The following is a 13,996-nucleotide window of genomic DNA, read 5'->3' on the forward strand; positions in this document are numbered from 1 at the left end:
ACTCATGGACGGATACGGCAGCCTGTTCGAACGCCTCAACGGCGACGCACAACTACGCAATGGCAAGAGCCTCGAGGTTTCTGCCATGGCGTCGGTGGCTGCCCATCTGGCCAAAATGCTCAGCACCCGGGCCGGCAGCGTGCAAACGCTGGCCGACTACGGGTTGCCCGATCTCAATGACATGCGCCTGAGCCTGCACGACTCGCTGAGTCAGGCCCGCCTGGCCATCGAAAGCTTCATCGAAGCCTACGAACCGCGCCTGAGCAACGTGCGTGTCATTTCCCTGCCGCGTGACCACGATCAGCTTCGCCTGGCCTTCAGTATCGAAGGCCTGCTGGAAGTTGAAGGGTTCAAGCGTCAGGTCAGTTTTTCCGCGCGCCTGGATGGCAGCGGTCAAGTCAAGGTCAACTAAGGAGATCCCCGATGTCTGGCAAACCCGCAGCACGCGTATCCGACCCCACCGCTTGCCCGCTCCCCGGCCACGGCACCAACCCGATCGCCGCCGGTTCCGGCGACGTGTTCTTCGACGGCCTCGCGGCCGCCCGCCAAGGCGATGCCTCGGCGTGTGGTGGTGCGTTGGTCGGCGATCTTGCCACTACCGTGTTGATCAACGGAAAACCGGCTGCCACGGTCGGTTCGGTTGGATCTCATGGCAATAAAGTAACGGCTGGATCGGGGACGGTGATTATCGGCAATTCGCATTCGCCGGCGCCGTTTGTGCCGCCGTTGCCGGTAGAGATCAAATGGCCGTTTAACGAGCACTACGTCATCAATTGTCAGGACTCTGGGAAGCCACTGGCGGGAGTGGCATACAGCTTCAAAACAGCCTCGGGGAAAGTTATCAGTGGGGTCACGGGAGCCGACGGGAAGACGCAAAAAATCTCGTCCTCTATAGCGGAGTCCTATGAGTTGACTATTGAACAGCAATCTGAAGTCGTAATTGGATAAAAGGTGTTTGTTATGGCGGATACGAAAATAGCATCAAGTCTGACGCCGGCCAGTAACCAAACTGGTAAGTCTGCAGCTGTCCGTCAATTCAAAATCACAGACATACCTGATGCGATGGATAAGATGAAATGGCCAGTTGCTGCGAAGCTTATGCGCCACTGGTTTGATGGCGCGCCATGGCCAACCGCCGATGGTGCGATGAGTAAAGAGGTCAAAGACCATATTGCTCTTGCTGACATCGCCTACGTGAATGACACTATCGTAAAAATGGGCTGGTTGATGCAGTTTGAACCTGCGAAAGCTGTCATTGAAGAGCTTAAGTCTGCTTGGGATAATACTGCAGGTCGTAATAATATAAGCAAGAAGATTAAAGATAAGTATCTTGGCTCGGCGCCGGGTGTCTATCCTTTTAAGTTTGCGAGCGCTAGGAAGGTTGAAGAGTTTGGATACAGTAATAATCGAGCAGTTAAATTTGGCCTGATAGAGAAAACTGATGAGTTGCGAGCTGCGCTGGCAAACTTTAATGTCCGCGTATTTCCAGAAGGAAAACTGGTTATTTCCCTAGATAGCATTCAGCTGTTTGTGGAGCGAATTGGGTTTTATGCTGAGGACGCGTATGACTTCAATGACTCACCGGATGACAATTTCAGTCAGCCATTGGGGTTCTGGAACTTTGATGGTATAGCCAACCCTGCCTATGCGGCCACCGCAAATGCCGGTGCAGCGCAGATGAAGTCAGACATCGCTTCAAACCCCTATATCAGTGCGGAAGATTCTCAGGCGATGTTTAGGGAAATAGAGAGCTCGCGTTATTTCTATATTACAAATTCTCACTTTGTAAAATATCGGATGGAATTTAAAAAAGGCGGTGATTTCCAGGTTCTGTCTGATGTTCAATATCAAAACGTTCCCGCGACAGTTATTAATGTTTGGAATAAATGATGCGCATTTTTACTCATGTACAATCCGCTGTCGAACTGGGTGTGGCGAAAAAATGACTACGCTTAAAAAGAAATGGCTAGTGCCTATCAGTTTGCTCTTGGTGTTTATTGCATTGCTGATTTATTGCTTGAACGCAATGCTGGACTATCCTGCAAGTACAACTACAGCTAGTCCCTCGGGCCGCTACACAATTGAGAATGTACGTGTCGGCAGGATCTTCATGCTTGGTGGTATGGCGTATTTAAGAGTTATCGATTCAAAAGAGCCAGGAAAGGTATATCGAACCCCGCTGTATGATACTCAGTCATTGGACATGCGTACATTTGAAGATGATGCTGAGGTTGGAATTACTTGGATCGCCTTCGAAAAGAAAGATAAGGCTTTTGTAATTTCCATGCCGCAATGGGAAGAAAGCTGGCTGAATATTTTCATCAGTAATACACCCTACGAGATTCTGGAAAACTGATAGCAGTATGAACAGCTACGTCCGTCTCGCCCTATGTTTATCAACCCACGCCCTCGGATGCGTGGCTTATGCATTTCTGAATTACGCGGTTGTGCATGCTTACAAGCTTTTTAACGGCGGATTTACCTCCCATGGCGTCGCCATCGGCATTGCGACTTACGCACTGTTTTACATTTTTCTGAGCGTCAATCTGATCGTTGCGCTGACTCCAAATCTGGTTGCCAAGCTGGTCATCCTTTTTCTGATGGTGGGCTTCATCCTGCTCTGGATGCTACCCGACAACCCTTTAAGAGCCCTGTTCTACGGCGTGGCCCAAGGTTGCGTCACGTTGCTGGCGATCCTCACCACTCAAGTCATCGAGTTGCGCTGGGCTTTGCGAAACATCACAGGTCGCATTCAGCCAAGTCGGCCTGCAGGTGCCATCCAATGACCAAGTCGGGCGTCGAACGTAATCCACAGGTCGGTATTTCCATGAGCTCCACTACCAGGCAGGTACCCCGTGTCCTTTAACCACTACTACCAAAGCGAACTCACCGCACTGCGCCAGCTCGGTCGCCGTTTCGCCGAGCGTAGTCCGGCGCTGGCGCCGTATCTGGGGCAGGCCGGGCGGGATCCGGATGTGGAGCGGTTGCTCGAAGGCTTTGCGTTCCTGACCGGGCGGCTGCGCCAGAAGCTCGATGACGAGTTGCCGGAGCTCAGCCATTCGCTGATGCAACTGCTGTGGCCGAACTACATGCGCCCGCTGCCGGCGTTCAGCATTTTGCAGTTCGACCCGCTCAAGCGTTCCGGGCCGGCGCTGCTGGTTGAGCGCGATACGCCGATCGAGAGCAAGCCGATCGAAGACGTGCGCTGCCGTTTCCGCACCTGCTACCCGACCGAGGTGCTGCCGCTGGATCTGGCGGCGCTGAACTACTCGGTAAAGGGTGATGGCTCGCTGCTCAGCCTGCGCCTGGAGATGAGTGCCGACGGCCATCTCGGTGAGCTGGAACTGAGCAAATTGCGTCTGCATTTTGCCGGTGAGCGCTACATCAGCCAGATGCTCTACCTGAGCCTGCTGCGCAACCTCGACGGCATCGAACTGATCCCGCTCGATGGCGCCGGCAAGCCGATCGATGGCGTCAGCGGCAAGCCAATGGCGTTCAAGATTCCCGGCGACCGCGTGAAACCGGTGGGCTTTGCCGAAGAAGAGGCGTTGATCCCGTATCCGCTGAACACCTTCCGTGGCTATCGCTATCTGCAGGAATACTTCGCCTTCCAGGACAAATTCCTTTTCGTCGACGTCAACGGCCTCGACATTCTCAAGGCGCTGCCGGAAGACACGCTCAAGCAGATGCGCGGCCTCGAACTGCGTTTTGATATTCGCAAGAGCGGCATCATGCGTATGCGTCCGACGCTGGATAACGTCAAGCTGTTCTGCACGCCGATTGCCAACCTGTTTGCCCACGATGCACTGCCAATCCGACTCGACGGCAAACAGGACGAATACCTGCTGCTGCCGGCGGAATACGATCTGGAAAACTGCGGTGTGTTCTCGGTGGAAACCGTGACTGGCTGGAAGCCCGGCGGCCTCGGTTATCAGGAGTACGTGCCGTTCGAGTCCTTCGAGCACGACCCGAGTTTCGACGTCCCCAACAGCCGCCCGCATTACAGCATTCGCCAGCGTTCGTCCTTGCTGCACGACGGCCTCGACACCTACCTGAGCTTCGGCATCCGCCACACCGAAGCCCACGAAACCCTGTCGATCGAGCTGATGTGCACCAATCAGAACCTGCCGAAAAAGCTCAAGCTCGGCGACATCTGCATGGCCTGCGAAGAGACTCCGGAATTCCTGAGCTTCCGCAACATCACCCCGGCCACCCCGAGTTTTGCGCCGCCGCTGAACCGTGACTTCCTGTGGAAGCTGATCAGCAACATGTCGCTTAACTATCTGTCGCTGGCCGACGTCAATGCGTTGAAGGTGATTCTGGAAACCTACGACCTGCCGCGCTACTACGACCAGCACGCAGAAAAGGTCAGCAAACGCCTGCTCGGCGGCCTCAAGCACATCAAACATCACCACGTCGACCGCTTGCATCGCGGCCTGCCGGTGCGCGGTTTGCGCACCGAACTGACCATCGACCCGGAAGGCTATATCGGCGAAGGCGACCTGTTCGTCTTCGCTTCGGTTCTCAACGAGTTTTTCGCGCTTTACGCCAGTCTCAATTCATTCCATGAGCTGCGGGTAAAAAGCACACAGGGAGAGGTGTACCAATGGACACCACGTATGGGCCTGCAGCCCCTGCTCTAAGCGGGCTGACCAAGGTAATACGCGAGTACTCGCTGTTTCAGGCCGTGCTGCTGGTGATCGACCGGCTGCGCGAGGCCCACCCGCACCTGAGCGAAGACGATCTGTACGATCAGGTCGAGTTTCAGGCCAACCCGAGCCTGGGCTTTCCGCGCAGTGACGTCGATCGCGTCGAGTTTTTCGAAGAGCACGGCAAGATGCGCGCGCGCATGCGCTTCAACCTGATCGGGCTGGTCGGCTCCGGTTCGCCGCTGCCGGCGTTCTACGGCGAGCAGGCGCTGGGCGACAGCGAGGACGGCAACCCGACACGCAATTTCCTCGACCTGTTCCACCATCGCCTGCAACGGCTGATGCTGCCGATCTGGCGCAAATACCGCTACCGCGCGAGCTTTCAGAGCGGTGCGGTCGATCCGTTCTCGGCGCAGCTGTTCGCGCTGATCGGTCTGGGCGGCGACGAGATCCGCAAGGCCAAGGAACTCAACTGGAAACGCCTGCTGCCGTACCTCGGCCTGCTCAGCCTGCGGGCGCACTCGGCGGCGCTGATCGAAGCCGTGCTGCGTTACTACTTCAAGCACGAAGACCTGGTCATTGAGCAGTGCATCGAGCGCCGCGTGGAAATTCTCGATGAGCAGCGCAATCGTTTGGGCCGCGCCAACAGCCTGCTCGGCGAAGACCTGGTGCTCGGCGAACACGTGCGCGACCGCAGCGGCAAATTCCGCATTCACATCACCGAACTCGACTGGCAGCGCTTCCACGAATTCCTGCCGATCGGTTTCGGTTACCAGCCGCTCTGCGCGCTGGTGCGGTTCACCCTGCGTGACCCGCTCGATTACGACATTCGCCTGGTCCTGCGCCAGGAAGAAATCCGCGAACTGCGCATCGGTGAACAGAACGCCTGTCGCCTCGGCTGGACCAGTTGGCTGGGCCGCGAGAAAGCGGACGGCGTGGTGACCCTGGGCAGCAAAATTCATTAAGGACGTGAGCCATGATCAACGTAGACCTGCAACAACTCATCCAGGCGCTGGACGCCGAAACCCGGCGTGATCTGGAACGTTCGGCCGAGCGGTGCGTGGCCCGGGGCGGCAGCAAGATTCTCGTCGAAGACCTGCTGCTGGGCCTGCTGGAACGTCCGAACGGCTTGCTGTCGCGCGCCTTGCAGGATGCCGATGTCGATGCCGGTGAGCTGAGCGCCGCGCTGCAATCGCGGGTCGAGCACAGCGCTTCGCGCAACCCGGTGTTCGCCCCGGAACTGGTGCAGTGGCTGCAAGACGCACTGCTGGTGGCCAACCTGGAACTGGGCCAGACCCAGGTCGAAGATGCCGCACTGATTCTGGCTTTGCTGCGCAACCCGATGCGCTACGCCGGCAGCCGTTATCAGCCGCTGCTCGCCAAATTGAACATCGATCGTTTGAAGGAATTTGCCCTGTCGCAACAGGAGCAGCCGGCAGCCAACGGCAAACCGGCCGCGCAAGGCGAATCGCTGTTGCAGCGTTTCACGCACAACCTGACCCAGCAGGCCCGCGACGGCAAACTCGACCCGGTGCTCTGCCGTGACGGCGCGATCCGCCAGATGGTCGATATCCTTGCCCGTCGACGTAAGAACAACCCGATCGTCGTCGGTGAGGCCGGTGTCGGTAAAACCGCCATCGTCGAAGGTCTGGCCTCGCGTATCGCCGCCGGTGAAGTGCCGCAGGTGCTCAAAGGCGTTGAACTGCTCTCGCTGGACATGGGCCTGTTGCAGGCCGGCGCCAGCGTCAAAGGCGAATTCGAGCGTCGCCTGAAAGGTGTGATCGACGAAGTCAAAGCCTCGCCGAAACCGATCATTCTGTTCATCGACGAAGCCCACACGCTGATCGGCGCGGGCGGCAATGCCGGCGGCTCCGACGCAGCCAACCTGCTGAAACCGGCGCTGGCCCGTGGCGAACTGCGCACCATCGCCGCGACCACCTGGGCCGAGTACAAGAAATACTTCGAGAAAGACCCGGCACTGGCCCGTCGTTTCCAGCCCGTGCAACTGCACGAACCGACTGTCAGTGAAGCGGTGACCATCCTGCGTGGTCTGGCTCAGGTCTACGAGAAGAGCCACGGCATCTACCTGCGCGACGACGCAGTGGTCTCCGCGGCCGAATTGTCCGCGCGTTATCTGGCCGGGCGACAACTGCCGGACAAAGCCGTGGACGTCCTCGACACCGCTTGCGCTCGCGTGCGCATCAGCCTCGCCGCCGCCCCGGAAAGCCTCGAGCGCCTGCGTGGCGAACTGGCGGAAGGTGGCCGTCAGCGTCAGGCCCTGCGTCGCGATGCCGAGGCCGGTCTGCTGATCGACCACGAAGCGCTGGAAGCACTGGAAGCGCGTCTGGACGAAGCCGAAAGTGAAATGGTCGCGCTGGAAACCCTGTGGACCGAGCAGAAATCATTGGCCGAGCGCCTGCTGGAATTGCGTCAGCAACTGGCCAAGGCCCGCGAAGCCGCGGCTGTCGAGCCGACGGTCAGCGTTGAGGAGGACGCTGAAGGCACGGTGATCGAAACCCACGCTGCCGAAGTCGAAGAAGGCCAAAGCGTCGAAGCGCTGGAAGCGCAGCTGCACGAAACCCACACGGCGTTGACCGCTGCACAAGTCAAAGAGCGTCTGGTCAGCTTCGAAGTATGCCCGCGTCTGGTTGCCGAAGTGATCAGCGCCTGGACCGGCGTGCCGCTGGCGCAACTGGCCCGCGAACACAACGCCAAGGTGGCCAGTTTCGCCACCGATTTGCGCACGCGCATTCGTGGTCAGGAACAAGCCGTGCACGCGCTGGATCGCTCGATGCGCGCCACTGCGGCCGGTCTGAACAAGCCTGACGCACCGGTCGGCGTGTTCCTGCTGGTCGGCCCGAGCGGCGTCGGCAAGACCGAAACCGCGCTGGCCCTGGCTGACCTGCTGTATGGCGGCGACCGTTTCATCACCACCATCAACATGTCCGAATTTCAGGAGAAGCACACCGTTTCGCGCCTGATCGGAGCGCCACCGGGCTACGTCGGTTACGGCGAGGGCGGCATGCTCACCGAAGCGGTGCGGCAGAAACCGTATTCGGTGGTGCTGCTCGATGAAGTCGAAAAGGCTGACCCGGACGTGCTCAACCTGTTCTATCAGATCTTCGATAAAGGCGTGGCCAACGACGGCGAAGGTCGCGAGATCGATTTCCGCAACACGCTGATCCTGATGACTTCAAACCTGGGCAGCGACAAGATCAGCGACCTCTGCGAAAACGGTGCGCGGCCAACCGCTGAAGTGCTCGAAGAAACCATTCGCCCGGTGCTCAGCAAACACTTCAAACCGGCGCTGTTGGCGCGGATGAAAGTGGTGCCGTACTACCCGGTCGGCGGCCCGGTGTTGCGCGAACTGATCGAAATCAAACTCGGTCGTCTGGGCGAGCGCCTGAATCGTCGTCAGCTGGATTTCACCTGGTGCCAGAACCTCGTCGATCACCTGTCCGAGCGCTGCACGCAAAGCGAAAGCGGCGCGCGCCTGATCGACCATTTGCTCGACCAGCACGTATTGCCGCTGGTGGCCGATCGTCTGCTTGATGCGATGGCCACGGGTGAAAGCCTCAAGCGCGTGCACGCCACGCTCGACGGCGACGCCAGCGTGACGTGCGAGTTCGCCTGAGGTGGGTGTGATGTTCACTCGAGTGCCGCAGCCACTGGTCTACGCCGAAGCGTTGCTGGCGCAGTTCGCCAGTCTGTCGCGGGCGGCGGACGGTGCTGCGCTGCAGGGTGACTTCGTGCGCGGGCTGGCCGAGCTGAGCGGTTGCGAACTGACGCAGCTGTACCTGCTCGACGCCACTCACACTTGCCTGGGGATGAACGCCGAATGCCTGGATGGCGCGCTGCAACCGCGCCAGGCAGCGAGCCTGCCGGCCGATTACAACGGTGAACAGCTGCTGCAATTCGCCCTGTGCCAGAACCGCGTGGTGTGCCTCGACGATTTGAGCGGCAGTTTGCACGAGACCAGTTTTCTACCGGCGACCTCAAGCGCCTGGCAGTCGTTGCTGTGCGTGCCGCTGGTCAACAGCCACAAAGCGGTCGAAGGCTTGTTGCTCTGCGCCAGTCGTCGCCGCACCGACTTGCAGGGCTTTGCCGATTCCCTCGGTCAGCTCGGTTCGTTCGTGCTCGGTCAGTTGCATTTGTTGCAACGTCTGCGTCAGCCATCGGCGGAATCGGCGACGGCGGTGCGCAGCGTACCGAGCATCAGCGGCTACGGCCTGATCGGCAAAAGCGCGGCGATGCGCCAGACCCATTCGCTGATCAGCAAAGTCCTGCACAGCCCGTACACCGTGTTGCTGCGTGGCGAAACCGGCACCGGCAAGGAAGTGGTTGCCCGGGCGATCCACGATTGTGGCCCGCGCCGTTCCCAGGCATTCATCGTGCAGAACTGCGCGGCGGTGCCGGAAAACCTGCTTGAAAGCGAGCTGTTTGGCTATCGCAAGGGCGCCTTTACCGGCGCCGACCGCGACCGCGCCGGTCTGTTCGATGCGGCCAACGGCGGCACGCTGCTGCTCGACGAGATCGGCGACATGCCGCTGTCGTTGCAGGCGAAGATTTTGCGCGTGTTGCAGGAAGGCGAGATTCGTCCGCTGGGTTCCAACGACACGCACAAGATCGACGTGCGCATCATCGCTGCGACGCACCGTGATCTGGCAGCGCTGGTCGGCGAAGGCAAGTTCCGCGAAGACCTGTATTACCGCCTCGCGCAATTCCCGATCGAGTTGCCGGCCCTGCGGCAGCGCGAGGGCGACATCCTCGAACTGGCGCAACACTTCGCCGAAAAAACCTGTGCCTATTTGCAACGCGATCCGGTGCGCTGGTCGAGCGCGGCACTGGAACACCTGTCGGGTTACACCTTCCCCGGCAACGTGCGCGAACTCAAAGCGCTGGTCGAACGTGCCGTGCTGCTGTGCGAAGGCGGCGAACTGCTCGCCGAGCATTTTGCTCTGCGCATGGAGCCGATCCTCGAAGACAACAGCCATCTGAATCTGCGCGAACGCCTGGAGCAGGTCGAGCGCACCTTGCTGCTTGATTGCCTGCGCAAGAACGACGGCAACCAGACCCTCGCCGCCCGCGAACTGGGGCTGCCACGGCGCACGCTGCTGTACCGGCTCGGCCGTCTGAACATCAATCTGGGGGATTTCGATGGCTAGGCAAAAACGCATCGAACTGACCCGAAAAACCCATTTCAGCGCCGCCCGCAAGGGTCGGCGCTTTGTGCTTTGTCTACACCTGGAGACCCTCTGATGTCTGTTCGTCACTGGCACGCTGTCCTGCTGGCCCTCGTCGTTCTATGCGGCCTTGGCGGCTGTAGCGGCAATTACAAATTCAACGACAACGACTATCGCCCGTTGGGTGATCCGCAAGCGGTCAATCGCGGCAAGTGACCGCAAGGAGCATCAAACATGGAATTGGTTTTCGAAATGCTGAACACCAAGCAGTTCGTGCCCACCGAGTTGTGCCAGCGGACCTTCAAACAGGCCGGTGGCGTGATCGGGCGGGGCGAGGACTGCGACTGGATCATCCCTGACCGCAAGCGTCATCTGTCCAATCACCACGCAATTGTCAGCTACCGCGACGGCACGTTCTTTCTGACCGACACCAGCAGCAACGGTGTCCAGGACGGCAGCAGCCACGCGCGCCTGCACAAGGGCGAGCCGGTGCGCATCGAGCACGGCAGCACCTACATTCTCGGCGACTTCGAGATTCGCGCGCGGCTGGTGCGCGACCCGGCGACCTTCGACGGCGAAGTCGGCCGTCCGCGTGCTGCTGGCAGCATCATTCCGGACGACGCGTTCCTCGACCTCGACCCGCTCAATGCGCTTGAACAGCAGGAGCGCGTCTACTCGGAAATCGACGAGCTGCTGGCGCCCACGGCCAAACCGGAAGATTCGCGTCAGCGTGCCGACTACGCGCGCATCGACATGGAAAGCCTGCTGGTGCCGGAGCTGATCGCCGCCCCGGTCGAACCCGAGCCCGCTCCGGCCCCGAAAGCCGTCGAGCGTCAGAGCGACGGCTTCTGGGAGCATTTCGGCGCGGCGCTGGGGGTCGACGTCAAAGGCCTCAGCCACGACGAACGCGAGGCCATGGCGATCAATGCGGCGCGCCTGTTGCGCCAGAGCGTCGGCGGTTTGCAGCAGAGCCTGCGCACCCGCTCGGAGCTGAAAAACGAATTGCGTCTGGCCCAGACCACCGTGCAAGGCACCAACAAGAACCCGCTGAAATTCGCCGTTGACCCGAGCGAAGCGCTGGAGATTCTGTTGCAGCCGAGCAAGCCCGGGCATCTGCCGGCCGAACAGGCGATCTCCCGCGCGTTCCGTGATCTGCAGGCGCATCAAGTGGCCTTGCTCACCGCCAGCCGCGCCGCCGTGCGCGGCACGCTGGAGCACTTCTCGCCGGAGCAACTGACCCTGCGTTTCGAGCGCGACAACAAGCCACTGATCGCCACGTCGGGCGGACGCTGGAGAGCGTTCGGCCGTTATCACCAGGCGCTGCGTCAGGACGATGACTGGAGCGAGCGCCTGCTGGCCCGCGACTTCGCTCAGGCCTACGAAGAACAGATCCGCCTGATTTCCACCCTCCACACCGACCACCAAGGATGATGCGCATGTCTCGCCGCTCGACCGCTTTTTTCCAGACGCTGACTGCGCTCATCCTGCTGGTGCTGCTCGCCGGTTGCTCGTCGCTGTCGCCGTACTCGAAAGTGACCAAGATCAACCTGAAACTGACCGGCAGCGATCAGCTCAACCCGGACCTCAACGGGCGGCCGTCGCCGATCGTGGTGCGCCTGTTCGAACTCAAGCACCCGGTGACTTTCGAGAACGCTGATTTCTTCAGCCTCTACGAACGCGCCAAGGAAGCCCTCAACCCGGATCTGGTCGCCAGCGAAGAACTCGAACTGCGCCCGGGTGAAACCGTGGAGATGAAGCTCAAGGTGGAAGAGGGCAGCCTTTATGTTGGCGTTCTCGCCGCTTACCGCGACTTGCCGGACACCCAGTGGCGCCACACGGTTCAGATCACGCCGCTGGAAGTCACCGACGTCGATCTGACGCTGGACCAGACCGGAATCCGCAACACCCATCAAGTGCTCGCCAAGGCGGATGACTGAACATGAACACCCATAAAGTCATTTGGCAGGAAGGCATGCTGCTGCGTCCGCAGCACTTCCAGCACAACGATCGCTATTACGATCACCAGATGAAAACCCGCACGCAATTGCTCGGTGGCTACACCTGGGGTTTTCTCAATCTGGAAATCGACCTGCAGTTTCTCAACATGGGCAAACTGGTGATCAGTGAAGCCTCGGGAATTTTGCCGGACGGCAGCCTGTTCGAACTCGGTGGCAACACCGAACCGCTGGCGCTGGACGTGCCGCCGAACACCGGCAACACGCCGATCTATCTGGCGCTGCCGCTGGTTACCGGCAACCACATCGAGGCGCGCCGCCCGGAGCAATCCGACGTGCTCGCGCGTTACACCGCGTACGACGCCGAAGTTGCCGACTCCAACGCTGGCGACGATTCCGCCAGCCAGGTCAGCTGCGGTCGCCCGGACTTCAAACTGTTGCTCGGCGAGCAGCAGAGCGATCAGGCCTACGTCAAGCTGAAGATCTGCGACGTGCTCGACACCACGCCCGACGGCGTGATCAGCCTCGACCCGGATTTCGTGCCGACCTACATTCAGGCTCACGCGTCGAGCTATTTGCTGTCGTGCCTGAAAGAAGTCATCAGCATGCTCAACCACCGTGGCGACACCATTGCCGAGCGGATTCGCTCCAACGGCAAGGTCGGCGGCGCCGAGGTTGGCGACTTCATGATGCTGCAACTGATCAACCGCACCGAACTGCTGCTGCGCCATTATCTGGGGCTGGAGCAGGTGCACCCGGAAGAGTTGTACCGCACGCTGCTGACCATGCTCGGTGATCTGGCGACTTTCTCCGGCGAGAGCAAACGCCCGCGTCTGGACAGCCGTTATTCCCACGCCGATCAGGGCGCCAGCTTCCGCAAACTGATGGAAGCGATTCGTCAGGTACTGTCGATGGTGCTCGAACAGCACGCCATCGAACTGATCCTGCAAGCGCGTCAGTACGGCATCATCGTTTCGCCGTTGCACGACCACAAACTGCTCGGCTCGGCGTCGTTCGTGCTGGCAGCCAGTGCCGACTGCGACTCCGAAGAACTGCGCCAGCGTCTGCCGGCGCACCTCAAGGTCGGCCCGGTGGAGCGCATTCGCCAACTGGTCAACCTGCACCTGCCGGGCATCAAGGTCAAACCGTTGCCGGTGGCCCCGCGGCAGATCGCGTTCCACTCCAACAAAACCTATTTCATTCTCGAACTCAGTTCCGAAGACCTGGCACAACTCGAGCGCTCCGGCGGTTTCGCGTTCCACGTGTCCGGCGAATTCGCCAATCTTGAACTGAAATTCTGGGCCATCAGGAACTGACCGACATGATCAAGGAAACGGATTACAGCCAGGACGACAAAACCGTCCTGCTCGATCGCCAGGGCCACGGACCGGCGTCGAGTCCATTGACCGACTTCGCCGCGCCGCCGCGTTTCGAGCAACTGGAAGAACGCATGATCTACGCCGCGCGTTTGCGTCCGGCTGAAGCGTTCAACATCAGCCTCAACTCGCTGGTCGCGGCCTCGTCGGAACTGCTTTCGGAAGTGGTGCGCCTCAAGCACAGCGAAACCCGCGAAGACCTGTACGCGCTCAACGAGCGCCTGACCGCCGGGCTCAAGCTGTTCGAAGTGCGCGCCCTGCACAACGGCGCCGAAAGCAGCCAGGTGATGGCCGCGCGTTACGTGCTTTGCACCGTGGTCGACGAAGCTGTCGTGACCACGCCGTGGGGCAACGAAAGCGAGTGGTCGCAGATGAGTTTGCTCAGCAGCTTCCACAACGAAACCTTCGGCGGTGAGAAGTTTTTCCAGCTGCTCGATCGGCTGTCGAAAAACCCGGTCAAGCACCTGCCGATGCTCGAACTGATGTACCTGTGCCTGTCGCTCGGTTTCGAGGGCAAGTACCGCGTACAGGCACGCGGCATGCTCGAACTCGAGGGCATCCGCGATGCCTTGTACCGGCAGATCCGTCAGTTGCGTGGCGACGTGCCGCGCGAGCTGTCGCCGCACTGGGAAGGCCTCAACGACCAGCGCCGCAACCTGGTGCGTATCGTGCCAGCGTGGATGGTGGTGCTGTTCACGCTGGTCTGCCTGGTGGTGATGTACTCGGGCTTCGCCTGGGTCTTGGGCGAGCAGCGCGACACCGTTCTGCAACCTTATCAGCCGCTTGATCCGGCCGCGGTGCAACCGCAGTCGCAGCCGTAAACAGGGACGTGT

The 13,996-nt window shown here is 60.1% G+C and carries 14 protein-coding genes; all 14 read left to right on the forward strand.

What is annotated here, in order from left to right; genetic code table 11:
- Nucleotides 1-4: 4 nt before the first annotated feature.
- Nucleotides 5-412 carry a type VI secretion system baseplate subunit TssE gene (gene tssE / locus J3P75_RS00835; protein ID WP_434708999.1) on the forward strand — a complete coding sequence of 136 codons (408 nt, stop codon included), beginning with the start codon at nt 5-7 and terminating at the stop codon, nt 410-412.
- 11 nt (nt 413-423) lie between these two features.
- Nucleotides 424-948, forward strand: coding sequence for a PAAR domain-containing protein (locus J3P75_RS00840; RefSeq protein ID WP_083353839.1), 525 nt, complete (start codon nt 424-426; stop codon nt 946-948).
- A gap of 12 nt (nt 949-960) precedes the next feature.
- Entirely contained in the window at nt 961-1,890 is a 930-nt protein-coding gene (locus J3P75_RS00845; RefSeq protein ID WP_434709000.1) for a DUF6402 family protein, read from the forward strand.
- 52 nt (nt 1,891-1,942) lie between these two features.
- Entirely contained in the window at nt 1,943-2,356 is a 414-nt protein-coding gene (locus J3P75_RS00850) for a hypothetical protein (RefSeq protein ID WP_434709001.1), read from the forward strand.
- 7 nt (nt 2,357-2,363) lie between these two features.
- Nucleotides 2,364-2,786, forward strand: a complete 423-nt coding sequence (locus tag J3P75_RS00855; RefSeq protein ID WP_434709002.1) for a hypothetical protein — start codon at nt 2,364-2,366, stop codon at nt 2,784-2,786.
- A gap of 69 nt (nt 2,787-2,855) precedes the next feature.
- Nucleotides 2,856-4,643, forward strand: a complete 1,788-nt coding sequence (gene tssF, locus J3P75_RS00860) for a type VI secretion system baseplate subunit TssF (protein ID WP_093096845.1) — start codon at nt 2,856-2,858, stop codon at nt 4,641-4,643.
- Nucleotides 4,607-5,614 (forward strand): type VI secretion system baseplate subunit TssG, encoded by a 1,008-nt coding sequence (gene tssG / locus J3P75_RS00865; protein ID WP_090287595.1) that lies wholly within the window; start codon nt 4,607-4,609, stop codon nt 5,612-5,614. Before tssF ends, tssG begins: the two co-directional genes overlap by 37 nt.
- A gap of 11 nt (nt 5,615-5,625) precedes the next feature.
- Nucleotides 5,626-8,283 carry a type VI secretion system ATPase TssH gene (gene tssH, locus J3P75_RS00870; protein ID WP_434709003.1) on the forward strand — a complete coding sequence of 886 codons (2,658 nt, stop codon included), beginning with the start codon at nt 5,626-5,628 and terminating at the stop codon, nt 8,281-8,283.
- A 10-nt stretch (nt 8,284-8,293) separates the two neighbouring features.
- The gene (locus J3P75_RS00875) at nt 8,294-9,814 is read left to right on the forward strand and encodes a sigma-54 interaction domain-containing protein (protein WP_434709004.1); all 1,521 of its coding nucleotides are present in this window, start codon (nt 8,294-8,296) and stop codon (nt 9,812-9,814) included.
- A 93-nt stretch (nt 9,815-9,907) separates the two neighbouring features.
- Nucleotides 9,908-10,048 (forward strand): type VI secretion protein, encoded by a 141-nt coding sequence (locus tag J3P75_RS00880; protein ID WP_434709005.1) that lies wholly within the window; start codon nt 9,908-9,910, stop codon nt 10,046-10,048.
- A gap of 18 nt (nt 10,049-10,066) precedes the next feature.
- Nucleotides 10,067-11,263 (forward strand): type VI secretion system-associated FHA domain protein TagH, encoded by a 1,197-nt coding sequence (gene tagH / locus J3P75_RS00885; protein WP_394504592.1) that lies wholly within the window; start codon nt 10,067-10,069, stop codon nt 11,261-11,263.
- 5 nt (nt 11,264-11,268) lie between these two features.
- Nucleotides 11,269-11,769, forward strand: a complete 501-nt coding sequence (gene tssJ, locus J3P75_RS00890; protein ID WP_434709007.1) for a type VI secretion system lipoprotein TssJ — start codon at nt 11,269-11,271, stop codon at nt 11,767-11,769.
- A 2-nt stretch (nt 11,770-11,771) separates the two neighbouring features.
- A complete protein-coding gene (tssK, locus tag J3P75_RS00895) occupies nt 11,772-13,103 on the forward strand; it encodes a type VI secretion system baseplate subunit TssK (RefSeq protein ID WP_434709009.1) in 1,332 nt (443 codons plus the stop codon).
- A 5-nt stretch (nt 13,104-13,108) separates the two neighbouring features.
- A complete protein-coding gene (gene icmH, locus J3P75_RS00900; protein WP_090287580.1) occupies nt 13,109-13,984 on the forward strand; it encodes a type IVB secretion system protein IcmH/DotU in 876 nt (291 codons plus the stop codon).
- The last annotated feature ends 12 nt before the right edge of the window (nt 13,985-13,996 follow it).

This window comes from Pseudomonas sp. R1-1 (assembly GCF_051132135.1).
Classification (GTDB): domain Bacteria; phylum Pseudomonadota; class Gammaproteobacteria; order Pseudomonadales; family Pseudomonadaceae; genus Aquipseudomonas.